The following is a 23170-nucleotide window of genomic DNA, read 5'->3' as shown; positions in this document are numbered from 1 at the left end:
CGCGGGAACACCAGGAAGTCGGTTGCGGAGGCCCGCGGGTTCCCGGGCGCGGACGGGAGAATCCTCACGTGCCGGACGGGTTCCCGGGGCCGGGGAAGAGGGCCCCGGCCGTGTCACGATGACCGCTCCCTGCTTCCCCGCCGAGAGTTCTGGAGCGGTGATGACCCCACGTCAGCACAGTCCGGCCGTCGTCCTGACGGGATTCCTCCTGCTGCTCGCCGCGATGTTCGGCGTGGCCTTCGCCGTGGGCGCGGCCGCCGGGCCGGTGGCCCCCGGGCTGCACCGCACGGGCGGTGGCGACGGGCCCGGGAGCGGGTCCGGGGGCGGCGGCATGGGCGGGATGCACGGCATGGGCGGGAGCCGGTGAGCGCCCCCACCGCCGCGGAGCGGGTGGTCACCACCGAGCTGCTGGTGGGCGGCATGACCTGCGCGGCGTGCGTGGGGCGGGTGGAGAAGCGGCTCGGCCGGCTGGACGGCGTGAGCGCCACCGTCAACCTGGCCACCGGTCGCGCCCGGGTGAACCATCCCGCGCACGTCGGGGTCGGCGACCTGGTGGCCGTGGTGGAGGCCGCGGGGTTCACCGCCGCGCCGCCCGCGGCGGACCCCGCCCCGCCGGAGGACGCCGGGTCCGCGGCGGCCGGCGCGGTCCGGCTGCTGGTCACCGCGGTGCTCTCGGTCCCGGTGCTGGTGCTGTCGATGGTCCCGGCACTGCAGTTCCGCACCTGGCAGTGGCTGTGCTTCGGGCTGGCCGCGCCGGTGGCGGTGTGGGGGGCGTGGCCGTTCCACCGGCGGGCGCTGCGCGGCCTCCGGCACGGGGCGGCGACGATGGACACCCTGGTCTCGCTGGGGGTGGTGGCCTCGTTCGGCTGGTCCGCGTACGCGCTGTTCCTCGGCGGGGCGGGCGAGCCGGGCATGACGATGCCGTTCACCCTGCTGCCGTCGGCGTCCGGCGGCGTCGCCCATGTGTATCTGGAGGCGGCGGTCGGGGTGCCGCTGTTCGTGCTGCTGGGGCGGATGCTGGAGGCGCGCGCCCGGCACGGCACCGGTTCCGCGCTGCGGGCGCTCGCCTCGCTCGCCGTCAAGGACGTGGTGGTGCGGGACGCCGACGGCACCGAGCGCCGGATCCCGGTGGAGCTGCTGCGGGTCGGTGACCGTTTCGTGGTGCGGCCCGGTGAGCGGGCGGCCACCGACGGCGTGGTCACCGAGGGCGGTTCCGCGCTGGACCTGTCGCTGGTGACCGGCGAGAGCGCGCCCGTGGAGGTGGGCCCGGGGTCCGCGGTGGTGGGCGGCGCGGTGAACTCCGGCGGACTGCTGGAGGTCCGGGCCGTCGCGGTGGGCGCCGACACCCGGCTGGCGCGGATCACCCGGCTGGTGACGGAGGCCCAGGCGGGCAAGGCGCGGGTGCAGCGGCTGGCCGACACGGTGGCCGGGGTGTTCGTGCCGGCCGTGCTCGCGGTGGCGGTCACCGTGCTCGGCTTCTGGCTGGGCGCCGGCGCCGACCCGCAGGCCGCGGTCACCACGGCGGTGGCGGTGCTGGTGGTGGCCTGCCCCTGCGCGCTCGGCCTGGCCACCCCGACCGCGCTGCTGGCCGCCACCGGCCGCGGTGCCCAGCTCGGCATCCTGGTCCGCGGACCGCGGGCGCTGGAAGGGCTGCGCCGGGTGGACACCGTGGTGCTCGACAAGACCGGGACGCTGACCCACGGGGTGATGGACGTGCACACGGTGACGGTGCGTCCGGACGGGCTCCCCCGGGCGGCGGCGGTGCGGCTGGCGGGGGCGGTGGAACAGGGCTCGGAGCACCCGGTGGGGCGCGCGGTGACCGCCCACGCGCGGGCGGCCGGCGACCAGGCGGCGCTGCCGCCGGTACAGGACTTCCTGGCGACCGCGGGCCTCGGCGTCAGCGGCCGGGTGGCCGGCCACCGGGTGCGGATGACCCGCCCGGACGCGGCCGCCCCCGACGTGGCCGCCCCGGACGGCGGGGCAGCCCCGGGCGGGCCCGCCGGCCCGGCGGCCACCGGCGCCGCCGCGGCCGCCCGGCGGACGGCGGACGACCCTGCCGGGGACGCGCTGCCGCGGGAGCTGGCCGGGGCGGTACGGGAGGCCGAGGCGGCCGGGCGGACGGCCGTCGTGCTGTGGGTGGACGGCCGGGCCGAGGCGGTCTTCGCGCTCGGCGACACGCTCCGCTCCGGGAGCTACCGCGCGGTGGACCACCTGCGGCGGCTCGGTGTGCGGCCGGTGCTCGCCACCGGCGACAACCCGGCGGCGGCGCACTTCGTCGCGGAGCGGCTGGGCATCACCGAGGTGCACGCGCGGACCGGGCCGGAGGGCAAGGCGGAACTCGTGGCGGCGCTGCGGGCGCGCGGTCACCGGGTCGCGGTCATCGGCGACGGGGTCAACGACGCCGCCGCGCTGGCCGGGGCGGACCTCGGCATCGCGATGGGCGGGGGCACCGACGCGGCCATCGGCGCGGCCGACGTGACCCTGGTCCGGGAGGACATGGCGGCGGTGGCCGACGCGGTGCGGCTGGCCCGCCGCACCCTGGGCACGGTCCGCGCCAACCTGGTCTGGGCGTTCGGCTACAACCTGGTGACCGTGCCGCTGGCGGCGGTCGGCTGGCTCAATCCGATGGTGGCCGCCGCCGCGATGTCGGTGAGTTCGGTCGTGGTGGTGGTCAACAGCCTGCGGCTGCGCCACTGGCGGCCTTCCCCCTCCAAGGGCCTGGCGCCCCGCGGCCGGCGGCCGCGGGCGCGGGCCGGATCCCCGTGGGAGCGATGATGCCCGACCTGACCGCGGCCCGAGCCGCCCTCGTGCCCGTCGCCGCGGGTGCGCTCACCCTGGCCGGGCTCGTCCTGTGGACCGCGTCCGGCGCGGCCGGCAGCCCCGCCGATCCGGTGGTCACCCGGGCCCGGGTGCTGCTGCCCGCCAACCCGGACACCACGGCCGCCTTCTTCGACGTCCGCAACCGGGGTGGCGCGGACGACGTACTGCTGGAGGTGACCTCGCCCGACACCGGCCGCACCATGCTCAGCCGGGTGGAGGTGCGCGACGGCGCGGGCACCATGCGCATGGTGCCGTCGGTCTCCCTGCCGGCCGGCGCGACGCTGCGCATGTCGACGGCGGGCGTGGACGTGATGATCGACGATCCGCCGGCGGTGCGGGTGGGCGACCGGGTGCCGTTCGTGCTGCGGTTCCGGGACAGCGGCCGGGTGCGGGTCGACGCGCTCGTGGTCCGGGCCGGGGATCTGTGAGCGCCCCGGTCCCGCCCGGCCGGGCCCGGCCCGCGCCGGCGGCGGCCGGGTGAGGACGGCCCCCGCCGGCCCCGGACGGGGCCGGCGGGGGCCGTCGGTGCTCAGCCCGCCGGGCGGACCCCGGCGAGCGCCGGGACCCGTTCCCCGGGCTCCGGACCGGAGGTCCACCCGGCGGGCGGCGGCCCCGCCGCGTCGCGTTCGGCCGTGGCGAGCTGTTCGATCAGCGCCTCCCGGGCCCGGGCGACCCGGGACCGGACGGTGCCCACCGGGCACCCCATGACCAGCGCGGCCTCGGCGTACGGCAGGTCCAGCAGCTGGGTCAGCACGAACGCCTCCCGCCGCGCGCAGGGCAGCGCGGCCAGCAGCTGGGAGAGCGCCACGCCCTCGTCGAAACCGAGGTCCGGCAGCGCGCGGTACTGCGTGCGCTCGGCCACCGCCTGCCAGTCGTCGGTGTCCGACAGCCGGGGCCGGGCGGCGTTGCGGCGCAGCCGGTCCACCACCACGCGGCGGGCGATGGACAGCAGCCAGGTGCGCGCCGAGGACCGGCCCTCGAAGCGCGGGAGGCCGCGCAGCGCCCGCAGATAGGTCTCCTGGACCAGATCGTCGGCCGCCTGCGGATCGGCACTCAGCCGGGAGACGTACCGCCACACATCGGTGCGGGTGGCCCGGATGAAGTGGTCCACCGCCTCGGTGTCGCCGGCGCCGGCGGCCAGCGCCCAGGCGGTCAGCGTCTCGTCGTCACGGTCAGGCACCGGCACCTCCGGTTGAAGCGACAACCGTTCGAGGGGCGACCATAGGAGCGTGGACTGCTCTGAATTCCGTACCGCGATCTCCGCTCGGATCGACGGGGAGGCTCCGCCGCCGGACGTTCCGGACGGCGTCCTCGACGCGCATCTGCGGGAGTGCGCCGACTGCCGCGCCTGGGACGAACGGGCACGGGAACTGCGCCGCCTCACCGACCGGCTGCGGGGGCGGTGAGACGGAGGCCGGCCGGCGTGGTGGCACGGCCAGGGTGCGGGCAGGGGTCATCGCCTGCGGTCCTTCCTGGATCCGGAGGCCGCGCCGCGGCGCTCCGGTGACGTCATCGATGGCCTGGGTCGGGCAGCCGTGGTCAGACGGCTGCCGCCCGTGGCGGGCCCCTGGTGACGATCGCGTGGACCAGCAGCAGCCGGCGCGGCCGCCGCTCCGCGTGGTGCCGGACGACGCGCACCCGGGGCGCCCCGGCACCCACCGGGCGCACCCGGAACAGGAGGGTCAGCGGCGCGAAGAGCCGGACGGCCAGGGTGCGGCCGAGACGGTGCACCGCGTGTTCCCCGCCGGACAGCCAGATCCCGCACAGCAGCGCCACCACCACGTGCACCGACCACATGCCGAGGCCGCCGTGGCCGTGGTGCATAGCGTCCATCCCCGGCAGGGTGCCCGGCAGTTCGGCCGCCGCCCCGGCGTCCGGCGTGCCGCCGTGGTGGTGATGGTGCCCGCCGCCCGGGGGCACGTCCGGGTGGACGAAGGACCCGCAGTGCGTGCCGGGGGCGCCGCCCACCGGCGCCGGGCGGGCGACGACGGGTCCGGTCGCGGCCCGCTGTGCCAGCGAGAAGACGTTGTGGAGCACCAGCTGCGCGCCCACCGTGGCGGCGGTGACCAGCAGCGGGCCGCGTTCGCGCCCGGCCAGTGCCCAGGCGGCCCCGCCGGTGACGCCGAACGCCGCGGCGACGGTCCACCAGGGGACGGCCGTCCCGGACATCAGCGCATGGCCCAGCGTCGCGGGCAGCACGCAGACCGCTGCGAACACCGCGGCCCGCAGCGCCCGCAGTACCTGCCCGGTGTGCCGCGTCTCCATGACGTCCTCATGGTTGCACCCGGGCCGCGGTCGCCGACGCCGGGGGGCGCAAGACGCCCGAATTCGCATCCCGGGCCCGCCGGGCGTCCGCCGCACCGGACCTGACGGCTTGTCGGTCGACGCACGGTGAGGCGTGGGCCATCGGTCCGGTGGAGGAGTGCCGGGCGGCCGGGCCACGGTGATCCGAACAGGCCGCATTGGGCTTGTTCCCACGGTTGCGGGCCGTCCGCCGGGCACGGGAATGTGGACGGCGCAGGGGCGGTTTCCGCGCGCGGCACGCCCGCGGGCGCCGGCGCCGGGCCCGGACGCCGGTGGGGCCCGCCGGGGCCGCGGGCGGCCGGATGGCGGGGCGGAGGGGGCGGTGTGGGGTTCGGTGGTGGTCCGCGGCCGCTCGCACGGCCCCGCGCCGGCCCGGCCGGGGGCGCGTTCCGCACCCGGGTGCGGAACCGGCCACGCCCCGCGCCGGCGCGCCCGGCGGTCCGCCCCCGCAGCGAGCAGTCCGACCTACGAAGCGAGGCCGTGTGGTCAATCCCTGGCTGGCGATGGCACCGGGCACCGAGCCCGCCGAGCGTTCCCGCGCCGTGCGCCGCGCCCACGAGGCGTTCCTGCGGGACGGCTCGGTGGGCCCCGCCGTCCGTCCGGTGGTCGCCGAGTCCTGGCGCCGTTCGGCACACGCCCGGGTCCCCCTGGAGTCCGCGGTGCCCATCGATCTGGCCGGTACCGAACTGGAGGAGTACCGCGACGGGCACCCGCTGGCCGGGGTGATGCCACTGGTCCGCGAACTCCTGGGCAGCATCGCCCAGGACGGCGCGCACCTGCTCACCGTCTGCGACGAGCAGGGCCGGCTGCTGTGGGTGGAGGGGCACACCGGACTGCGGCGCCGGGCCGAGCGGATGAACTTCGTGGCCGGGGCCCGCTGGGACGAGCGCCACGCCGGGACCAACGCCCCGGGCACCTCGCTCACCGTCGGGCACGCCGTGCAGATCTTCACCACCGAGCACTACAACCGCCGGGTGCAGCCCTGGAGCTGCGCCGCGGCACCGGTCCACGACCCGCTCACCGGGCGGCTGCTGGGCGCGGTGGACCTCACCGGCGGCGACCACCTGGCCGGCCCGCACAGCCTGGCCCTGGTCCGGGCGACCGCCCGGGCCGCCGAAGCCCAGCTGACCACCGCCGCCCCGCCCGCCGCCGGTCCGCGGACCGTGCTGACCGCCCTGGGCCGGGACGAGGCACTGCTGGTCACCGAGGGGCGACGGCTGCGGCTGGGCCGCCGGCACAGCGAGATCATGGTGCTGCTCGCCGCGCACCCCGAGGGGCTCACCGGGGACCGGCTGGCGACCGAGCTGTACGGCGAGCGGGCCGACCTGCGGTCCCCGGTCACCCTGCGCGCGGAACTCTCCCGGCTGCGGCGGCTGGTGGGCCCGCTGCTCGCCTCGCGCCCGTACCGGCTGTGCGCCCCGGTGCTGGCCGACGCGCAGGCGGTGGCCGACGAACTGGCCGCCGGGAACGTGCACACCGCGGTACGTGCCTACCGCGGCCCGCTGCTGCCGCTGTCCGAGGCGCCCGGCGTACGGCGGCTCCGGCGGACGCTGGAGGACGGGCTGCGGCGCGCGGTACTGACCTGCCGGGACGGCGGCCTGCTCCGGCTCTGGGTGGACTCGCCCTGGGGTGAGCACGACCTGGAGGTGTGCGAGGCGCTGCTCGCGGTCTCCCCCGGCGACACGCCGGGCGGGCCGTCGCTGGCGCACCGCGCCGAGCGACTCCGCGCCGCGTACGGCCTGGACGGCCCCCCGGGCGGGACCCGCTGCCCCGCCGGGACGTGCGGAGCCACGGGTGCCTACGGGCCCACCGAGACGTGCGGGCCCACCGGGGCCCACGGGGTCACAGGGACGGGCGGGACCACCGGAGCATGCGGGGCCACGGGGACGTGCAGGACCACCGGGGCTTGCAGAACCACCGGAACGTGCGGGGCCACCGGGACGTGCGGGGCCCCGGAGACGTACGGGGCCACCGGGGCTTGCGGGGCCACGGGGACGTGCGGGCCGGGCCCGGCCCGCCCCGGCCCGGGCGGCGGCGGTGGACCAGGCGGCGGCCCGGGCGGCGGCGGACCCGCCGGGCGGCCCGCCGTCCGCGCCGCGTTCCCCGCCGGCCCGGGCGGAACCGCCCCCGGCCGCGGCGGGGAGGCAACGTCCGCGCAACGTGCCCGTCACTAGCCTCGCCTCGCCGCCGTACGCCCGCGCCGACGGCGGGCGGCGGTGCGGACGCGCATCGACGAGCATGGGAGGCCGCATGACCCGGTACGCAGAGCCCAACAGCGAGGGTTCGGTCGTCAGTTACCGGCCGCGTTACGACCACTGGATCGGCGGGACGTACGTGCCGCCGAAGCAGGGCGGCTACTTCGAGAACCCGTCCCCGGTCACCGGCCGGCCGTTCACCGAGATCGCCCGGGGCACCGCCGAGGACGTGGAGCGGGCCCTGGACGCGGCCCACGCCGCCGCGCCCGCGTGGGGCCGGACCGCGCCCCACGAGCGCGCCAACGTGCTCAACCGGATCGCCGACCGGATGGAGGCCAACCTCGAAGCACTCGCGGTCGCCGAGTCCTGGGAGAACGGCAAGCCGGTCCGGGAGACGCTGGCGGCCGACATCCCGCTCGCCATCGACCACTTCCGCTACTTCGCGGGCGCGCTGCGGGCCCAGGAGGGCGGCCTCTCCGAGATCGACGAGGACACCGTCGCGTACCACTTCCACGAGCCGCTGGGCGTGGTCGCCCAGATCATCCCGTGGAACTTCCCCATCCTGATGGCCGCCTGGAAGCTGGCACCGGCGCTGGCGGCCGGCAACGCCGTGGTGCTCAAGCCCGCCGAGCAGACCCCGGCCTCGATCCACGTGTGGCTGGACCTCGTCGCCGACCTGCTGCCGCCGGGGGTACTCAACATCGTCAACGGCTTCGGAGTGGAGGCCGGCAAACCGCTGGCGTCGAGCCCCCGGGTGGCGAAGATCGCGTTCACCGGGGAGACCACCACCGGCCGGCTGATCATGCAGTACGCCAGCGAGAACCTGAAGCCGGTGACGCTGGAGCTGGGCGGGAAGAGCCCCAACATCTTCTTCGACGACGTGTCCTCGGCCGACGACGACTTCCTGGACAAGGCGCTGGAAGGCTTCACCATGTTCGCCTTCAACCAGGGCGAGGTGTGCACCTGCCCGTCCCGGGCGCTGGTCCAGGGCGGCCACTACCGGGACTTCATGGACGCGGCGGTCGCCCGCACCGAGCGGATCGTGCAGGGCCACCCGCTGGACACCACGACCATGGTCGGCGCCCAGGCGTCCAACGACCAGTTGGAGAAGATCCTGTCCTACCTGGACATCGGCCGGCAGGAGGGCGCGCAGGTGCTCACCGGCGGCGGGCGCGCCGAACTCGACGGCGACCTGGCGGGCGGCTACTACGTGCAGCCCACCGTCCTGGAGGGCGAGAACGGGATGCGGGTGTTCCAGGAGGAGATCTTCGGCCCGGTGGTGGCCGTGACCCCCTTCGAGGACTTCGACGACGCCATCGAGATCGCCAACGACACGCTCTACGGGCTGGGCGCCGGGGTGTGGACCCGCAACGGCACCACCGCCTACCGCGCGGGCCGCGCCATCCAGGCGGGCCGGGTGTGGACCAACTGCTACCACGCCTACCCCGCCCACGCGGCGTTCGGCGGCTACAAGCAGTCCGGGATCGGCCGCGAGAACCACAAGGTGATGCTGGACCACTACCAGCAGACGAAGAACCTGCTGGTGTCCTACTCCCCGAAGAAGCTCGGCTTCTTCTAGTTCTTCCAGGGCCACCCAAAGGGGGCGCCTGGCCTGGGTTCTCGCCCGCCGGGCGCCCCCTGCCGGGCGCACCCGTGGCCCGGGCGTCCGGACCGGCGTCGGCCACGGCACGTACGCCGGGCAGATCACCATCGGTCGGCAGGTGTCCACGGACGGAGAGCAGGCACGAGCCGCCGTGATCACGGAGTGCTCAAGGCTCGGCGGTCACCGGGAAACTCGTGGCTGTCCTGCCGCCGGAGGCCGGGGCGGCCCTTGACACCGGCGCGGAGCCGTCGACGTCGTCGACCGGCCCCTGCGTGACGGTCCGGACCGGACCGATGCGTGAGGGCCGATGACCGGCACGAGGCGGCCCCGGCACGGGCGACCGCACCCGTCCGGCGGGGCCGGCTGGAGCCGTCCCCCGCAGGCGGGCGGTCAGGCGAGGAGTTCGACGAGTCGGGCCATCTCGGCGGGCGGGTCCACCACCGGCTGGATGAGGAGCTCGTCGACGCCTGCCTGCTCCAGGGCGGTGACGCGGGTGCGGAGGTCGTCGCGGGTGCCGACGAGGGCCACGCTGTTCATCAGCGAGGGCAGGATCAGGTCCCGGTCCTGCGGTGCGATGCGTCCGAGGTAGTTGGGGTAGAGCCTGGTGTACCGGTCCGGCGCGGTAGCGGTGGTGCCACGCCGGTGGAGGAGTCGTCGCACCGCCTCGCGCTGGTCGGGGCCGAGTCGTGCGGCGAAGTCCGGTGTGTCGGCGGCGAAGTCCAGCAGCGACATCACGAGGTGACCTGTCGTGTCCCGGGCCGCGTCGCTGTCGCGGTCCTCGTCACCGCGCAGCAGGTGGAGCGCGGTGACCACATAGGAGCCCGGGTGGGAGTCGGGGTCGCGGAGCGTGCCGTGGGCGGCCTGACTGCGGGCGTCGTGCAGCGTGCGCCAGGAGCTGGGGTCGAGCAGGCCGAAGGAGATGAGGCCGGCGCCGCGGCGGCCGGCGACGGCGGCGGCTTCGGGTCCGTGCAGCGCGGCCACGACGAACTCGATCGGATCGGTGGTGTTCACGTGCGCCCCGGCGTGCAGGAACCGGATGTCGCGGACCCGGTCTCCTTCGCGGTACTCGGTCGAGCGCCCGGCACACAGATCCTGCAGTGCCGCGGTGAAGCCCTCCAGCGCGGCCGCCGTGGCCGGCCGCATGCCCAGCGTGCGCCGAGCGGTGTTCCCGGTGCCGACCCCGCAGATGATCCGGCCCGGTGCCAGGGCGTTGAGGCTGGCGAACCCGCTCGCCGCGGCCGGGGCCGAGCGCAACGCCGGTGAGGTCACGCCGATACCGAGCCGGATGCGACGGGTGGCCTTGGCACACAGGCTCAACGCGACGAAGGGGTCACCGTGGACCATCGGGCTGTCGTTGACCCAGAAGCTGCGCAGGCCCAGCTCCTCGGCCCGCACGGCGAGGTCCTCCACGCCGGGGTGCGCGGCGACCACGACGCCTGCACGCATCAGACCTCCACCGTACGGGGACCGGATCGAGCCTGCCCATGCTGGCAGGCCCCCGGGCCGAAGCCCATGGCCGTGACACCATCGGCGGAACCACCGGGACGGCTCGCGGCGGCCCGCACGGGGAAGGACGGCTTCCAGCCCGGCGTTCCCGGCCCACCCCGCCGGTGCCGCGACCGCGGCGCCACGGGACGGCGGTGGCCGCCCCGTCAGGAGGGGGATCGTCCGGCCGGGCCGGGCAGCCACGGGTGGCGGCCGGCGGGCGGGCGGCACCGCCCGGTGTCACGCTGGGGTCAGACAGGACCCGCGGAAGGGAATCATCACCATGATCACCTCGGACTTCGCCCCCGGTTCCCCTTGCTGGCTCGACCTCGGCGCTCCGGACGTCCGCGCCGCCGCGAGCTTCTACGGCGCCGTGCTCGGATGGGACTACGAGTCCATGGGCGAGGGGGAGGACATGGAAGGCGGCATGTTCCGCAAGGACGGCAAGATGGTCGCCGGGCTCGGCAAGCTCACCGAGGAGGGCGCACGCCCGGCGTGGATGATCTACTACAGCGTCTCCGACGCGGACGCGACGACCCAGGCCGTGGAGCGCGCGGGCGGCACCGTGCGGGTGGCGCCGATGGACCTCGACGAATGGGGCCGGATGGCCCAGTACAGCGACCCGCTGGGGGGCCAGTTCGCCGTCTGGCAGCCGGGGACGAACAAGGGCGTCGAGCTGGTGGACCAGCCGGGCTCGCTGTCCTGGACCGAGCTGTACACCAGCGACGCCGCGGCGGCGAAGGAGTTCTACGGCGGCGTCTTCGGCTGGCAGTTCAGCGACACGGAGCTGCCCGGCGGCGGAGGCACCTACTCCCTCATCACCCCCGCCGGGCTTCCCGAGGAGCGGATGCACGGCGGCCTCATGGAACTCCCCGCGGAGAACCTCGCCCTGGCGGATGGGCGGCCGTACTGGCACCCGGTCTTCAACGTCACCGACTGCGACGGCACGGTCGCCAAGGTCACCGGGAACGGCGGCAGCGTGCAGATGGGACCGGAGGACGCCGAGGGCGTGGGCCGGCTGGCCGTCTGCCTCGACCCGTCGAACGCGGACTTCGTGGTGCTCACCCCGGCCCCCAGCTGAGCCCCGGCGGGCGGAGCCGACGGCCGGTCGACCTGCCCGGCGGGCTCCCCGAAGAGGCTCGGCTTGTTCCGGAGGCCCTCACGAACGGCGCCCGGCCCGCTCCTCCGCGGGCCGGGCGCCGTCTCGTCGGCTCCGCCGGCCACTGCCGCCGGGCGGGCCCCGGCCCGGCGCACCGGGACCGGCACACCGAGCCCCGCCGCCTCGGCCTCCGCCGTCTCCGGAGCCGGCACCGGCATGGGCACCGCACCGGCACCGGCACCGGTGCGTCCTCGCCCGCCCGCTGCCGTCTGCCCGCACCCGCAGCCGTCTGCTCTCCCCCGCTGCCGTCTGCCCGCCCCCGCCGCCGGGGCCCGCGGCGCCGCCCGGGACGGGCCGGCGGCGCCGCGGCGGCACGGGCCCCGTGGTGCCGGGGACCGCGACACGGTTACTCGCCGTGGCGCGCTTTGCGGTATGTCTGGTCCGGGGCGACGTCGTCGGGTCCCCGCGCGTCCGGACCGGTGTCCGGGGACGCGGGTCCCGCCCGGAGGGAGCGCAGCACGACCACCGGGCGTTGTACCCCTTGGACGGAGCGCTCCGGGTACGCGCGCCGCACCCTTGCGAGGAGGAGGACGACCCCATGGACGCCGCCGAAGAAGGACGGCAGCAGCTGGACGCGGTCAGCGTCCTCAACGCCAAGCAGACGCTCCTGCAGCTCCTGGGCCGGGCGGGGGTCTTCGCCGGCGACGCGGAGGAGCTGATCGGGCTCGTCGAGGCCGGTGCCCTCGCCCTCGCTCACGAGCAGCTCACCGAGGTCGGGCGGAGCGCGCCGGCGGAGAAGGGTGAGCTCTACGAGGCCGGCTGGCTGGACGGCACCCAGGCGGTCGGCGACGAACTCGGCGACCTCGCCGCTCGGGCGCTGCGGCAGGCCGTCGCCTCCGATCCGCGGGCGCCGGCTCCGGGCACCCGGGCTCCCGTCCGGAAGATGCAGGTGGAGCGGGCGAAGGTGGCCGTGGTGCCGCTCTACCTGTCGTTCACCACCCTTTCCGATCTCGACCCCGAGGTGTCCGAGCAGGTGCTCACCGCGGTCCTCGGCACCATGGACTCCAGACAGCGGGCCGGATACCCGGGGCGGCTGGCGGAGTTCGCCGCGGCCGACCGGGAGCGACTGGAGCGGCTGTACGCGGAGTACGGCCCGGGCAGCAGCATCGCGATCCACGGCCGCTACTCCCTGGTCCACTCCCCCACCAGCGTCGCCGTACTGGAACGGCTCGCCAACGCACCCGCGGCGCTGTGGGAGAGGTGGGACGTCGCGGAGCTGCCGCCCGCGTGGCTGGAGGGACTCACCACCGCTTGGGGCTCACCGGCCTGACCGGCGGCCGCCCGGGCGCGCGCATCGGCACGGCCCACGCACCGGCCGGGGCGGGCCCGCCGCCCCGGCACCCCGGCCGGGCCGCGACCCGTCAGGCACGGCGGCGCCTGCTTCACGCACGGCAGCGCCGTTTCACGCGCGGCGGCGCCCCGGGAACAGCCACCACAGGGCCCAGGCGCCGGTGGCCAGGAGCAGCATGTTGCCGGCCATCTCGGCCGGCGCCTCCCCGAATCCGGTGGCGGTGGACCCGTTCTGCAGCCGGGGCAGCACGGTTTCCCTGGTGATGAAGTACAGCGCCAGGTCGAGGCCGACGAAGGCCAGCCAGGCCGCCCCGGGGTGCCGGAGGGGCAGCGGCACCGCGTTGAGCAGCGCGAGCACACCCGTGATCAGCAGTACGACCGGGACGAACTCCTGGTCCACCTGGTCCAGGTAGTTCCACGGCAGCATCACGCCGACGCCCCACAGCAGCGCCAGGCACCCGATGAACCGCAGCGTCATCGCCGCGAAGGGCCCGACGGACGTTCGCGCGCCGGTCCCGCCCGGGGCCGGTATGCCGGCCGTCGGCCACCCGTGGAGTGCGGCGGCCGGCCCCGGCGGGACGGGGGCACCGGCCGGCGGCGCGGACGGCGGAAGGGGCGGCCTCGGCGGAAACCACGCGCCGCCCGGCCCGGCGGCGGCCTCCGTCGGCGGGCCCACCACCTCCGTCGGGGTCGGCGCCGCCGGGCCCGGGACCGCGACCGGCCCGGCGGCCCCGGTACGCGCCAGCTCCTCCAGGGCCGCGCGGGTCTGCCCGGCGGTGGCGCGCCGGGCCGGGTCCTTCGTCAGCAGTGCGGTGAGCAGCGGCGTCAGGGAGCCGGCCCGCACCGCGGGGCGCGGCTCCTTGGTGGCGACGGCGACGACCAGCGCGCCGAAGGTGTCGCCGTGGAACGCCGCCTCGCCCTCGACCGCGCAGTACAGCGTCGCGCCCAGCGACCACAGGTCGTTGGCGGGGGTCGGGGGCCTGCCCTCCAGCTGTTCCGGGGCCATGTAGGCGGGGGTGCCGATGACCCCGCCGGTACGGGTGAGCGCCGTGGTCGCGTCCGCCATGTGCGCGATGCCGAAGTCGGTGATGATGACCCGGTCGTCCATCAGCAGGACGTTGTCCGGCTTGAGGTCGCGGTGGACGATGCCGGCCGCGTGGGCCTGTTCGAGCGCTTTCAGCATCGCCAGGCCGATCCCGGCGACCCGGCCGGCCGGCAGCGCGCCGTCCCGGGCGATCAGGGCGGCCAGCGACTCGCCGGTGGCGAGTTCCATCACGATGACCGGCGCGCCCTCGTGTTCGACCACGTCGTGCACGGTGATGATGCCGGGGTGGTTGAGCCGCGCCGCGGCGCGCGCCTCACGCGCCACGCGCTGCAGCAGATGGTCGCGTTCGGCTTCGCCGAGACTCTGCGGGAGCAGTACCTGCTTCACCGCCACGTCCCGTTCCAGGGCCGTGTCCCGGCCGCGCCAGACCTGCCCCATGCCGCCCCGGCCGATCAGCTCCATCAGCTGATAACGGCCCCCGACCAGTGCCCCGTTCACTGCTGTCACGGCGGACACCCTAGTACTCGGCGCGGCCGTTGTCGGAGCGGTGTTCGCATCCTGGCGATCTTCGACTCGGCGGGGCGTACGGCCGTTGCGCGGTCGGTCCGCGCCACCGCGCAGCCGCGCGCCGGCCGGCGGCCGATCCTCGGGGGCGCCCCGCCCGGGAACGCGGAAGGGGCCCGACCGCCGGGCGGTCGGGCCCCTTCGTCACCGTGGGCGGGAGCGGCCGGCCGGGGCGGGGCGGCCGGGTGCCGTGCGGCACCGGTCGCCCCGCCCCTCCACCGGGCTGTCCGAACGGACGCTGCGCCGTGGTCAGGCCACCGGGGCCGGGTAGGTCGGGTACTCCACCCCGGAGACGTGCTGGACGACCCGGATGACCTGGCAGGAGTAGCCGAACTCGTTGTCGTACCACAGGTAGAGGATCGCGTTGTCACCGTCGACCTTGGTGGCGCCGGCGTCGACGATCGACGCGTGGCGCGAGCCGACGAAGTCCATCGAGACGGCGTCGGGGGCCGTGGTGAAGTCGATCTGGCGCTTCAGCGGAGAGTGCAGCGAGACGTCGCGGAGGTAGTCGAGGACCTCCTCGCGGGTGGTCTCGCGGCCCAGGCGCAGGCTCAGGATCGCGATCGAGACGTCCGGCACGGGGACGCGGATCGAGCTGCCGGTGATCGGGGCCTTGAGGTCCGGCAGCGCCTTGGCGACGGCGGACGCGGCACCGGTCTCGGTGATCACCATGTTGAGCGGCGCGGACCGGCCGCGACGGTCGGCCTTGTGGTAGTTGTCCAGCAGGTTCTGGTCGTTGGTGAACGAGTGGACGGTCTCCACGTGACCGCGCAGCACGCCGTACTCGTCGTCCATCGCCTTCAGCGGCGGGACGATGGCGTTGGTGGTGCAGGAGGCGCAGGACAGGATCTGCTCGTCCGGCTTGATGGTGTCGTGGTTGACGCCGTGCACGATGTTGGGGACGTCGCCCTTGCCCGGCGCGGTCAGCACGACCTTGTCGATACCGGGGCGCAGGTGCTGCGACAGGCCCTCCCGGTCGCGCCACTTGCCCGTGTTGTCGATGAGGATGGCGTTCTTGATGCCGTACGCCGTGTAGTCGATCTCCGACGGGTCGTTGGCGTAGATCACCTTGATCTCGTTGCCGTTGGCGGTGATCGTGCTGTTCGCCTCGTCGACGGTGATCGTGCCCTGGAACTGGCCGTGGATGGAGTCCCGGCGCAGCAGCGAGGCGCGCTTGACGAGGTCCTGGTCGCCACCCCGGCGGACCACGATGGCGCGCAGCCGCAGCCCGTTGCCGGAGCCGGACTTCTCGATGAGCAGCCGGGCGACCAGGCGGCCGATGCGGCCGAAGCCGTAGAGCACGGTGTCCCGCGGCTCACGGCACTCGATCTTGTTGGCACCGGTGGCACCGGCGACGGCCTCGGCGGTGAACGCCTCCACCGTCAGGCCGCGGTCGTCGGACCGGTACGTGGCGGCCAGCATGCCGAGGTCGATCTGCGAAGGCCCGAGGTCGAGAGTGGTCAGGGCCTGCAGGAAGGGCATCGTCTCGGTGACCGACAGCTCCTCACCGGCGATCTGCCGGGCGAACCGGTGGGTCTTGAGGATGCTGACCACCGACTTGTTCACCAGGGAGCGGCTGTGCAGCAGGACGGTGACGTCCCGCTCACGGTGCAGCTTCCCGATGATCGGGATCATCGCCTCCGCGATCTCCTCGCGGTGCTTCCAGCTTGTGAACGAGTCCTCATTGACAGTCACAGATTTATCTTTCGAGCTAGGGGGCGCTCACATGCTAACCCCCCGCTCCTTTCATCATTCAAGCGGTGGTGCCTACACGCGGTCCGGCGAGCGGCCGCCCGGGCCGGACCGGGCACGGGGAACGGACCGCGGCAGCGGTGCCGCGGCGCTCCTGCCGCACCGGCTGCGGTTGCCGGCGAACCGCCCCTGACCGGCGCTTTCCTTCCGGCTCCGGGGCGGAACCGGTCCGCGGTCGCCGGGCCCGGCGGTCAGCCGCCGACACTCCAGGCGGCCCCGTTGTCCGCGGCCATGACGAGACCGAGGACGAGAAGGTCGGCGATGCCCAGGCCGAGACCGGCCCAGGCCCGGCCCGGGCGCTCGGTGCCGCGCCACAGCGCGATGAGCGCGAGCACGACGGCCAGCGGGCCGAAGAAGATGTTGAAGACCAGCAACCCGACGAGACCGAAGACGAACGCGGCGACGGCCATGCCGTCCGCCTCCCGGAGGAAGCGGCGCCGCGAGGTCCCGGCGGGCGCGTGTTCGGTACGCGGCTTGGTGAGGGTCACGATCGGCTCCTTACGGATCGGCTGACGGCGAGCGGCAGGGGTCAGCGGGCCCGTCGGCGCGCGTGCCGTTCCCGCAGCGTGAAGACGGCCAGCCAGGCGGCGATCAGGGCCGCGCCGACCAGCGTGACGGGGACCGGGACGTGCGCGACGGTCCCCAGCACGACGCCCATCAGGAGCAGGGCGACGAGGAGGAACACCATGGGACACACCTCTCGTGTGGTCGTTGCGGACGCGCCGGTCGGGACCCGGACGCGTCGGTCGCTCCGGCTGCTGCCGTCACCGTGAAGGTCTCGGGACCCACGGGCCTCGGAGGCCTCGGCGACTCCGGCGGCTCCGCTCCGGCGAGCAGTCACGGAACAGTCGTTCACTGAACTGCTTGTGACCGCTCCCCCGCTTTCCAACCCCGCACTTCCCCCTTTTTCCTCTGTTTTTTCGTCTGCTTTTCGGTCGCTTTTCGTCCCCCTCGGCATCCGCTGCGGCCGCAGAGGACCGGCCCGCTCCGGCCCGTCCGGCCGGAGCGGTGCCGCGCGGGGCGCACCCGGGGGCCCGAACATGCCGAGGGGCCGCACACCCTTCGGTGTGCGGCCCCTCGGGGCGCATCCCGCCGGCCCCGGCCCGGCCCGTGCCCGGCGGCGGGGGTCAGCCGGGGCGGACGCCGGTGAGGCGCCGGACCGCCACCGCGCCGCCGCGGTCGACGGTGGCCTTGACCACCGCGAAGATCGCTCCCTGGAGCGCCGAGGTGAGCAGCACCTCCGACCACCGGCGGTCCTCGTCCAGCGGGTCCGGTGCGTCCCCCTGGCCGCCGAGCAGCTTCCAGGTCTGCCGGAACAGTGCGCCCGCCACCATGCCGCCCGCGGCCCCCAGCAGCAGCCCCACCGGCCGGTACGCGACTCCGGCAGCGTTCACCCGTTCCTCCTCGCACGGCCCACCGCGACCAGGACGACCAGTCCGACGACCCCCGCGACCAGCAGCGGCCCGCGACCGCGGCGTACCGCCGAGGCGGCCTTCTCCGCGCCCTCCACCACCGGCTCCGGCGCCTTCTCCTGGGCCTGCCGCACCATCTGCGCCGCTGTCTGCCGGACCTGGTCGCCGGTCTGCGCGGCCGTCTCCTTCAGCCGGTCACCGACCTGGGCGGCCTTCTCCCTGACCCGGTCCTTGGCGTCCGCGGTGGCCGGTTCCACCGTCCCCTCCAGCTGCTCGCGGGTGGCCGCGGCCTGCTCGCGCAGCTCCGCGGGGGTGGGCGTGTCCCCGTCGTCCTGGGGTGTCCTGGTCATCGCTCTCGCTCTCCTCGGTCTGGTGCCGACCCGGTCCGGGCGGCGGGGATTCCGGTGCCGCCCACCGCCGGGGTGGTGGGCGGTGCGGCGACGCGGCCCCGCCCCGGCCCCGGGGCGGGCCTGCCGGGCGCCGCGGCCGTTCCGCCGGGTCGGGCCCGGGGAACCCGGCCCGGCCCGACTACCCCGGCCCCGCCCGGTCATGCCCCGGCCCGGACGGGGGCGTGACCGGCCGGCGGTGGTTTGCCGGGCCGGAATCCGCGTGAGCCGCGGCACGGTGGGCAACCGGGAACTCATACACCGGGCAGAGAGGTTGCGGGGCGGATGCGAAGCGTGGGCGTGGAGGAAGAACTGCTGCTGGTACACCCGGAGACGGGGGAACCGCAGGCGGTGTCCGGAGCCATCCTGGCGGCCGCCGACCGGGACGGCGCCTTCGAGGCGGAGCTCCACCGCGAACAACTGGAGTTCGCCACCGAGCCGCACACCGCGATGGCGGAGCTGGCAGGCGAGATCCGGCGGTGGCGGCGGGCGGCCGCGGAACGGGCCGGGGAGGTCGGGGCGCGGGTGGCGGCACTGGCCACCTCACCGCTGGCGGTGGACCCCACCATCGGCACGGGCGAACGCTACCGCTGGCTCGCGAAGGAGTTCGGCCTCACCACCCAGGAGCAGCTGACCTGCGGCTGCCACATCCACGTCGAGGTCGGGTCGGACGAGGAGGGCGTGGCGGTCATCGACCGGATCCGTCCCTGGCTGCCCCCACTTCTCGCGCTGAGTGCGAATTCCCCGTTCTGGCAGGGGCGGGACAGCGGCTACAGCAGCTACCGCAGCCGGGTCTGGAGCCGCTGGCCGTCGGCCGGCCCGGTGGAGGTCTTCGGCTCCGCGGAGCGGTACCACCGGCAGGTACGGGCGATGCTCGCCACCGGCGCGCTGCTGGACAAGGGCATGATCTATTTCGACGCGCGGCTCTCCCACCACTATCCGACCGTGGAGGTGCGGGTGGCCGACGTGTGTCTGGAGGCCGACGACACGGTGCTCGTGGCGGCGCTGGTGCGCGGCCTGGTGGAGACGGCGGCCCGCGGCGCGCGGGCCGGGGAGCCGCCACAGGAGATCGGCGTCGGGGAACTGCGGCTGGCCGCGTGGCGCGCCGGCCGTTCGGGGCTCACCGGTGATCTGGTGCATCCGCGGACCTGGCGGCCTGCCCCGGCCGAAACCGTGCTCGAGGCGCTGCTGGACCACACCGCGGACGCGCTCGCGGAGACCGGTGACCTGGCGCTGGTCCGGGACCGCCTCGGGGAGGTGCTGTCCCGGGGCAACGGGGCCCGGCGGCAGCGCGAGACCTTCGCCCGGACGGGCGACCCCCGGGCCGTGGTCGCGGACGCGGTGGCGCGGACGGCGGTCTGACGGCAGGGCCGCCGGGCAACCGGCCGGCGCGGCGGGCGGGCCGCGGACCCGCTGTCGCACCGGGCGCCGGGTGGCCGGGATGCGTCCACCGGGGCCAGGGCCGAAGCTGGTGGCACCGCCGGCCCGGTCCCGGGCCGGCCGGACCGGCGCGGGAGGACACGACCATGGCGAAGGGCGACGAGCCGCGCAAGGGCGACGAGGTCACCTGGCGCAGCCACGGGCAGACGGTGCCCGGCAAGGTCAAGAAGAAGATCACCAAGCGCACCGAGGCGGCCGGCCGTACCGTCGACGCCTCGCCGGACGAGCCCCAGTACGAGGTGGAGAGCGACAAGTCCGGCCGGACCGCGGTCCACAAGCCGCAGGCACTCGGCAGGAAGAAGAAGCGTTCGTGACCGGCACGGACCGCGAGGAGACCATCGCCGAGTTCCACCGGGCGGTCACCATGACGGCGGGCGACCTGGAGAAGTGGCTGGACACCGAGGAGTCCCGGAACACCGGCCAGTCCTCCGGCGGGGGCGAGAGCGTGGGCCACGCCTCGGGACGGAGGATCGTGGAGCTGCTGCGGACGAAGCGGGACGACCTCACCGACGACGACGTCGCGCACATGCGCAAGGTCGTCGGCTATGTGCACCGGCACCTCGCCCAGCGGCCGCAGGGCGACGTCACGGACACCCGGTGGCGGTACTCGCTGATGAACTGGGGCCACGACCCGGCCTGACCGGCCCTACGGCCCCGCCTGTGTCCCTACGGCCCCTACCGGGCCGGCGGCGTCCGGGCGTGGGCCGTCCGGAAGCCGGGGGCGCCGGAGGCCGGAGGGGCGCCCGGCGGCTTCCGTGCGGAGCGGCGGGGCTTCGTGCACACCGTGACCGTGCGGCGCGCGGTGGTGCGGCCGCGGCCCCGTGTCAGCGGCGGCCGCCCCGGACCCGGGCGAGCACGAGGACCGTGTCGTCGTCCGGCGGGCCGGGCAGCAGCCGGGCGAGGATCCGGTCGGCGGCCTCCTCCAGCGGCCCGGGAGCCCGGCGCAGCTCGGCGCGGAGCCGGCGGCCGCCCTCGTCGATGTCCCGGCCGCGGGCTTCGATCAGCCCGTCGGTGTACAGGGCGAGGGTGGCGCCCTCCGGGAGGCCGACCTCGGTGGTGGTGAACGGCACGCCGCCGACCCCGAGCGGCACGCCCAGCACCTCGTCGATCGCGGTCACCGTGCCGTCGGGGTGGAGTACCAGCGGCGGCGGGTGCCCGGCGCTGGCGACGCGGGCCCGCCCGGTCCCGGCGTCGTAGAGCAGGTAGAGGCAGGTGGCGAGTTCGATGCCGGCCTCGGCTGCGCAGGCGTCGAGTTCCGCGAGCAGTGCGTGCGGTTCCCGGTGGTGGCCCGCGAGGGCCTTGGCGGTGATGCGGAGTCTGCCCATCGCCGCGGCAGCCGGCACACCGTGCCCCATGACGTCGCCGACCACGAGCGCGACCCGGTCCCCGGGGAGGTCGATGACGTCGTACCAGTCGCCGCCGACCTCGGAGATGCGGCTGCCCGGGACGTAGCGGTGGGCGACGTCGAGGTGCGCGCTGGTCACCGGGGCGGTGGGCAGCAGCGCGCGCTGGAGGGTGAGGGCGATGTCCTGCACCCGGCTGTACAGGCGCGCGTTGTCCAGGCACAGGGCCGCGCGGGAGGCGAGTTCACCGGCGAGGCTCAGGTCGTCCTCGGTGAAGCCGGGGCGGGATCCGGAGCGGCCGAACATGGCCAGCCCCTGAATGGTGCCCCGGGCGACGAGCGGGGCGATGAGGATGGCGGTCACCCCGCTGTCGAGCAGCAGCCGGGCTCGGGCCCGGTGCACCACGGTGGAGGCCACGAAGTCCTCGTCCACCGGCACCCACAGCGGGCGGCGGGTCTCCATCATCCGGTGGATCCGCGAACCCGGCGGGTAGGTCACCCTCCGCAGACCGCTCACCAGCTCGGTCGCCGGCGGGGGCAGTACGGTCCCGGCGGCGATGCGGCGGGTGACCAGCGGCAGCGCAGGGTCGAAGGCCTCGGCCGCGTTCATCCACTCGACGGTCTCCACGACGGACGCGTCGCAGAAGCCGGGGACCGCGACGTCGACCAGCTCGCCGGCGGTCACATCGACCTCCAGCGTGGTGCCGATCCGGGCCGCGGCCCGGTCGAGCAGCGCCAGCCGCCGGCGGGCGGCGGTGGCCTCGACGATGGCCCGCTCCCGGTCGGTCACGTCCACCAGCAGACCGCCCACCCCCGGACGGGTGCCGACCGCCCCGGTCAGCGGGAAGAAGCTCACCGACCGGACCTGGTCGCGGTCCGGGTGGCCCGGCGTGCGGAGTCCCACCAGGGCGCCGACGACCGGCCGCTCCTCCGCGGCGACGGCGCGCAGCATGTCCAGGTACGCTCCGCCGTCCTCGGTGATCATGATCTCGTCGGCGCGCCGACCGAGGTGCTCCTCGACGGAGAGGCCGTCCATCTCGGCGAGGGCCCGGTTGAGGTGGACGTAGCGCAGTTCCTCGTCGAGCATCACCAGGCCGATGGGGCAGGTGGCGAAGAGCGCGTCGAGGAAGGCCAGGTTGGTCTTGACCCGGTCGAGCTCGGCATCCCGGCTGGCCAGGCCCAGGACGACGGGGCAACCGGCCGCCCCGGTCACCGGGAAGACCCGGACCCCGCACCCGAAGACCGTGCCGTCCCGGTGCAGCGCCGACATCCCGCCCCGCCAGTAGCCCAGGCGGCCGCGCCGCGCCAGGCCCGCCGCCGGGTCCGGCCCGCCCCCCGGCGGGCCGGGGAAGAGCACCGCGGCGGGCGAGGACAGCACGGCCGCCGCGTCGTGCCCGAACAGGTCGCGCGCGCCGGGGCCCCAGAAGCAGATCCGGTCGTCGGCGTCGATGCCGAAGACGGCCACCGGGACCCGCTCCAGCAGGGTTCCCGGTTCCGACCACACCGGGCCGCGAACCTCGTCGTCTTCGGGCCGGTCTGCTGGCACCGGATGGTCCTTCCCGCCGGGGCGCGCGGCGCCGCGTCCTGCTCCCATTGTGCGGACACCGGGGCCGCGCCGCCGCGTCACCGGGGTGCGTCCGGGGGGCGGGCGTCCTCCGCCGCGGGAGCGGCGCGCCCCGGCGGCGTGCCCGGCCACCCGGTGCCGGTGGGGCTCGGCACGGCCTGGGAACGGACGGTGCCGGGCGCGGCTCGGCAGGGCCGGGAGCGGACGGTGCCGGGCGGACCACGGGGCGCGGCGTCACAGCGGGTCGCCGTCGTCCGGACGGCGGTCCCAGCGGGTCGCCGCCGCCCTGGACGACGGGCGAGCTTCGCGAACGCCCGTTCGCTGATCATGGTCCGCGGGGGCCTCGGCGTACCGCGAGGGGTCCGGCCTGCCCGCGGCGCGACCCGCGGGTCCGGCTGCCGCACCCGGCGCTCACCGGCGCGCGCCCGACTCGGTGCCGAACGGCCCACTCTGCCGGGGGCCTTCACCGGCGCCGGGGACAAACGTTCCGTCACGATGGCGTTCACATGCGTTTGGTGACGCCGTGACAGGACAGTGCCCCGACCACCGAGCGGGGCGTCTCGGTGGCCGGGTCCGCACTGCCGCGAGGGCCTGCCCGGGTGGTCGAAGAGGGGATTTCGCCACCCGGGCCGTGCTCCCCGCCACCATCCCGTCTCACCCGACACCGGGCGAATAAACCAGAAAAGTGGTGAGGCGTCACATTAGGCCGGGTTGGCTCCTCCGGCCGAGCGGGAGACGCCGGGGGCAGGACGGCTCCGGACACCGTCGGACCTGGGACTCAACCCGGGGACGCGCGGCGGCCGCCCGGT

At 75.6% G+C, this 23170-nt stretch carries 20 protein-coding genes and 1 pseudogene; 11 read left to right on the top strand and 10 right to left on the bottom strand.

The window, feature by feature from the left end:
• Nucleotides 1–160: 160 nt before the first annotated feature.
• Genes ACH4B3_RS09985 through ACH4B3_RS09975 form a run of 3 tightly spaced genes read left to right on the top strand, consistent with a single transcriptional unit; the run spans nucleotide 161 to nucleotide 3248 of the window.
• Nucleotides 161–367, top strand: a complete 207-nt coding sequence (locus ACH4B3_RS09985; RefSeq protein WP_398462250.1) for a hypothetical protein — start codon at nucleotides 161–163, stop codon at nucleotides 365–367.
• 53 nt (nucleotides 368–420) lie between these two features.
• Nucleotides 421–2775, top strand: coding sequence for a heavy metal translocating P-type ATPase (locus ACH4B3_RS09980; protein ID WP_398462345.1), 2355 nt, complete (start codon nucleotides 421–423; stop codon nucleotides 2773–2775).
• A complete protein-coding gene (locus tag ACH4B3_RS09975) occupies nucleotides 2775–3248 on the top strand; it encodes a copper chaperone PCu(A)C (RefSeq protein WP_398462249.1) in 474 nt (157 codons plus the stop codon). The genes ACH4B3_RS09980 and ACH4B3_RS09975 overlap by 1 nt, the downstream gene beginning before the upstream one ends.
• A 101-nt stretch (nucleotides 3249–3349) precedes the next feature.
• On the opposite strand, the gene ACH4B3_RS09970 is transcribed toward ACH4B3_RS09975, so the two are convergent.
• Nucleotides 3350–4000: a sigma-70 family RNA polymerase sigma factor gene (locus ACH4B3_RS09970; RefSeq protein WP_398462248.1), complete on the bottom strand. Its 651-nt coding sequence runs from the start codon at nucleotides 3998–4000 to the stop codon at nucleotides 3350–3352.
• 49 nt (nucleotides 4001–4049) lie between these two features.
• Between ACH4B3_RS09970 and ACH4B3_RS09965 the strand changes: the two genes are divergently transcribed.
• Complete coding sequence (locus ACH4B3_RS09965) at nucleotides 4050–4226, top strand: zf-HC2 domain-containing protein (protein ID WP_398462247.1); 177 nt, start codon at nucleotides 4050–4052, stop codon at nucleotides 4224–4226.
• Between the two features lie 133 nt (nucleotides 4227–4359).
• Here the strand turns inward: ACH4B3_RS09965 and ACH4B3_RS09960 are convergent, their stop codons facing one another.
• Nucleotides 4360–5085, bottom strand: coding sequence for a hypothetical protein (locus tag ACH4B3_RS09960; RefSeq protein ID WP_398462246.1), 726 nt, complete (start codon nucleotides 5083–5085; stop codon nucleotides 4360–4362).
• A 521-nt stretch (nucleotides 5086–5606) separates the two neighbouring features.
• On the opposite strand from ACH4B3_RS09960, the pseudogene ACH4B3_RS09955 reads away from it, so the two are divergent.
• Nucleotides 5607–6878 (top strand): annotated as a pseudogene (locus tag ACH4B3_RS09955) (GAF domain-containing protein); the annotation flags it as partial.
• A 496-nt stretch (nucleotides 6879–7374) separates the two neighbouring features.
• Nucleotides 7375–8898, top strand: coding sequence for an aldehyde dehydrogenase family protein (locus ACH4B3_RS09950; RefSeq protein ID WP_398462245.1), 1524 nt, complete (start codon nucleotides 7375–7377; stop codon nucleotides 8896–8898).
• Between the two features lie 414 nt (nucleotides 8899–9312).
• Here ACH4B3_RS09950 and ACH4B3_RS09945 read toward each other — a convergent pair whose 3' ends face one another.
• Nucleotides 9313–10368, bottom strand: coding sequence for an LLM class flavin-dependent oxidoreductase (locus ACH4B3_RS09945; protein ID WP_398462244.1), 1056 nt, complete (start codon nucleotides 10366–10368; stop codon nucleotides 9313–9315).
• 322 nt (nucleotides 10369–10690) lie between these two features.
• Here ACH4B3_RS09945 and ACH4B3_RS09940 point away from each other — a divergent pair, with 322 nt between their 5' ends.
• On the top strand, nucleotides 10691–11488 hold the full coding sequence (locus ACH4B3_RS09940; protein WP_398462243.1) for a VOC family protein: 798 nt from the start codon (nucleotides 10691–10693) through the stop codon (nucleotides 11486–11488).
• Nucleotides 11489–12104: 616 nt separating this feature from the next.
• On the top strand, nucleotides 12105–12836 hold the full coding sequence (locus tag ACH4B3_RS09935; RefSeq protein WP_398462242.1) for a hypothetical protein: 732 nt from the start codon (nucleotides 12105–12107) through the stop codon (nucleotides 12834–12836).
• Nucleotides 12837–12968: 132 nt separating this feature from the next.
• Here the strand turns inward: ACH4B3_RS09935 and ACH4B3_RS09930 are convergent, their stop codons facing one another.
• The 6 genes from ACH4B3_RS09930 to ACH4B3_RS09905 all read right to left on the bottom strand — a co-directional run bounded on the left by ACH4B3_RS09930 (nucleotide 12969) and on the right by ACH4B3_RS09905 (nucleotide 17979).
• A complete protein-coding gene (locus ACH4B3_RS09930) occupies nucleotides 12969–14408 on the bottom strand; it encodes a serine/threonine-protein kinase (protein ID WP_398462241.1) in 1440 nt (479 codons plus the stop codon).
• Nucleotides 14409–14714: 306 nt separating this feature from the next.
• On the bottom strand, nucleotides 14715–16160 hold the full coding sequence (locus ACH4B3_RS09925) for a glyceraldehyde-3-phosphate dehydrogenase (protein WP_398462240.1): 1446 nt from the start codon (nucleotides 16158–16160) through the stop codon (nucleotides 14715–14717).
• Nucleotides 16161–16408: 248 nt separating this feature from the next.
• On the bottom strand, nucleotides 16409–16705 hold the full coding sequence (locus ACH4B3_RS09920) for a twin-arginine translocation signal domain-containing protein (RefSeq protein ID WP_398462239.1): 297 nt from the start codon (nucleotides 16703–16705) through the stop codon (nucleotides 16409–16411).
• A gap of 41 nt (nucleotides 16706–16746) precedes the next feature.
• Nucleotides 16747–16905 carry a hypothetical protein gene (locus ACH4B3_RS09915; protein WP_398462238.1) on the bottom strand — a complete coding sequence of 53 codons (159 nt, stop codon included), beginning with the start codon at nucleotides 16903–16905 and terminating at the stop codon, nucleotides 16747–16749.
• A gap of 439 nt (nucleotides 16906–17344) precedes the next feature.
• Nucleotides 17345–17611, bottom strand: coding sequence for a DUF4235 domain-containing protein (locus ACH4B3_RS09910; protein WP_398462237.1), 267 nt, complete (start codon nucleotides 17609–17611; stop codon nucleotides 17345–17347).
• Complete coding sequence (locus ACH4B3_RS09905; protein ID WP_398462236.1) at nucleotides 17608–17979, bottom strand: DUF6781 family protein; 372 nt, start codon at nucleotides 17977–17979, stop codon at nucleotides 17608–17610. Before ACH4B3_RS09905 ends, ACH4B3_RS09910 begins: the two co-directional genes overlap by 4 nt.
• 321 nt (nucleotides 17980–18300) lie before the next feature.
• Here ACH4B3_RS09905 and ACH4B3_RS09900 point away from each other — a divergent pair, with 321 nt between their 5' ends.
• From ACH4B3_RS09900 to ACH4B3_RS09890, 3 genes are all read left to right on the top strand, one after another.
• On the top strand, nucleotides 18301–19377 hold the full coding sequence (locus ACH4B3_RS09900) for a glutamate--cysteine ligase (protein ID WP_398462235.1): 1077 nt from the start codon (nucleotides 18301–18303) through the stop codon (nucleotides 19375–19377).
• Nucleotides 19378–19541: 164 nt separating this feature from the next.
• Nucleotides 19542–19769 (top strand): DUF2945 domain-containing protein, encoded by a 228-nt coding sequence (locus ACH4B3_RS09895; protein ID WP_398462234.1) that lies wholly within the window; start codon nucleotides 19542–19544, stop codon nucleotides 19767–19769.
• Nucleotides 19766–20095: a DUF3140 domain-containing protein gene (locus ACH4B3_RS09890; protein ID WP_398462233.1), complete on the top strand. Its 330-nt coding sequence runs from the start codon at nucleotides 19766–19768 to the stop codon at nucleotides 20093–20095. The genes ACH4B3_RS09895 and ACH4B3_RS09890 overlap by 4 nt, the downstream gene beginning before the upstream one ends.
• A 184-nt stretch (nucleotides 20096–20279) precedes the next feature.
• On the opposite strand, the gene ACH4B3_RS09885 is transcribed toward ACH4B3_RS09890, so the two are convergent.
• Nucleotides 20280–22343, bottom strand: a complete 2064-nt coding sequence (locus ACH4B3_RS09885) for a SpoIIE family protein phosphatase (RefSeq protein WP_398462232.1) — start codon at nucleotides 22341–22343, stop codon at nucleotides 20280–20282.
• Between the last annotated feature and the right edge of the window lie 827 nt (nucleotides 22344–23170).

Origin of the sequence: Streptomyces sp. NPDC018031 (assembly GCF_044327625.1) — a bacterium.
In the GTDB taxonomy this organism is placed as follows: domain Bacteria; phylum Actinomycetota; class Actinomycetes; order Streptomycetales; family Streptomycetaceae; genus Streptomyces.
The sequence above is the reverse complement of the archived record's forward strand: the minus strand, read 5'-3'. Positions and strand labels throughout refer to the sequence as shown.

What these genes read in the sequence shown, in the direction of transcription:
- ACH4B3_RS09985 (WP_398462250.1), top strand. Translation starts at nt 161, where the DNA reads ATGACCCCACGTCAGCACAGTCCGGCCGTCGTCCTGACGGGATTCCTC.
- ACH4B3_RS09980 (WP_398462345.1), top strand. Translation starts at nt 421, where the DNA reads ATGACCTGCGCGGCGTGCGTGGGGCGGGTGGAGAAGCGGCTCGGCCGG.
- ACH4B3_RS09975 (WP_398462249.1), top strand. Translation starts at nt 2,775, where the DNA reads ATGCCCGACCTGACCGCGGCCCGAGCCGCCCTCGTGCCCGTCGCCGCG.
- ACH4B3_RS09960 (WP_398462246.1), bottom strand. Translation starts at nt 5,085, where the DNA reads ATGGAGACGCGGCACACCGGGCAGGTACTGCGGGCGCTGCGGGCCGCG.
- ACH4B3_RS09950 (WP_398462245.1), top strand. Translation starts at nt 7,375, where the DNA reads ATGACCCGGTACGCAGAGCCCAACAGCGAGGGTTCGGTCGTCAGTTAC.
- ACH4B3_RS09945 (WP_398462244.1), bottom strand. Translation starts at nt 10,368, where the DNA reads ATGCGTGCAGGCGTCGTGGTCGCCGCGCACCCCGGCGTGGAGGACCTC.
- ACH4B3_RS09940 (WP_398462243.1), top strand. Translation starts at nt 10,691, where the DNA reads ATGATCACCTCGGACTTCGCCCCCGGTTCCCCTTGCTGGCTCGACCTC.
- ACH4B3_RS09935 (WP_398462242.1), top strand. Translation starts at nt 12,105, where the DNA reads ATGGACGCCGCCGAAGAAGGACGGCAGCAGCTGGACGCGGTCAGCGTC.
- ACH4B3_RS09915 (WP_398462238.1), bottom strand. Translation starts at nt 16,905, where the DNA reads ATGGTGTTCCTCCTCGTCGCCCTGCTCCTGATGGGCGTCGTGCTGGGG.
- ACH4B3_RS09905 (WP_398462236.1), bottom strand. Translation starts at nt 17,979, where the DNA reads ATGACCAGGACACCCCAGGACGACGGGGACACGCCCACCCCCGCGGAG.
- ACH4B3_RS09900 (WP_398462235.1), top strand. Translation starts at nt 18,301, where the DNA reads ATGCGAAGCGTGGGCGTGGAGGAAGAACTGCTGCTGGTACACCCGGAG.
- ACH4B3_RS09895 (WP_398462234.1), top strand. Translation starts at nt 19,542, where the DNA reads ATGGCGAAGGGCGACGAGCCGCGCAAGGGCGACGAGGTCACCTGGCGC.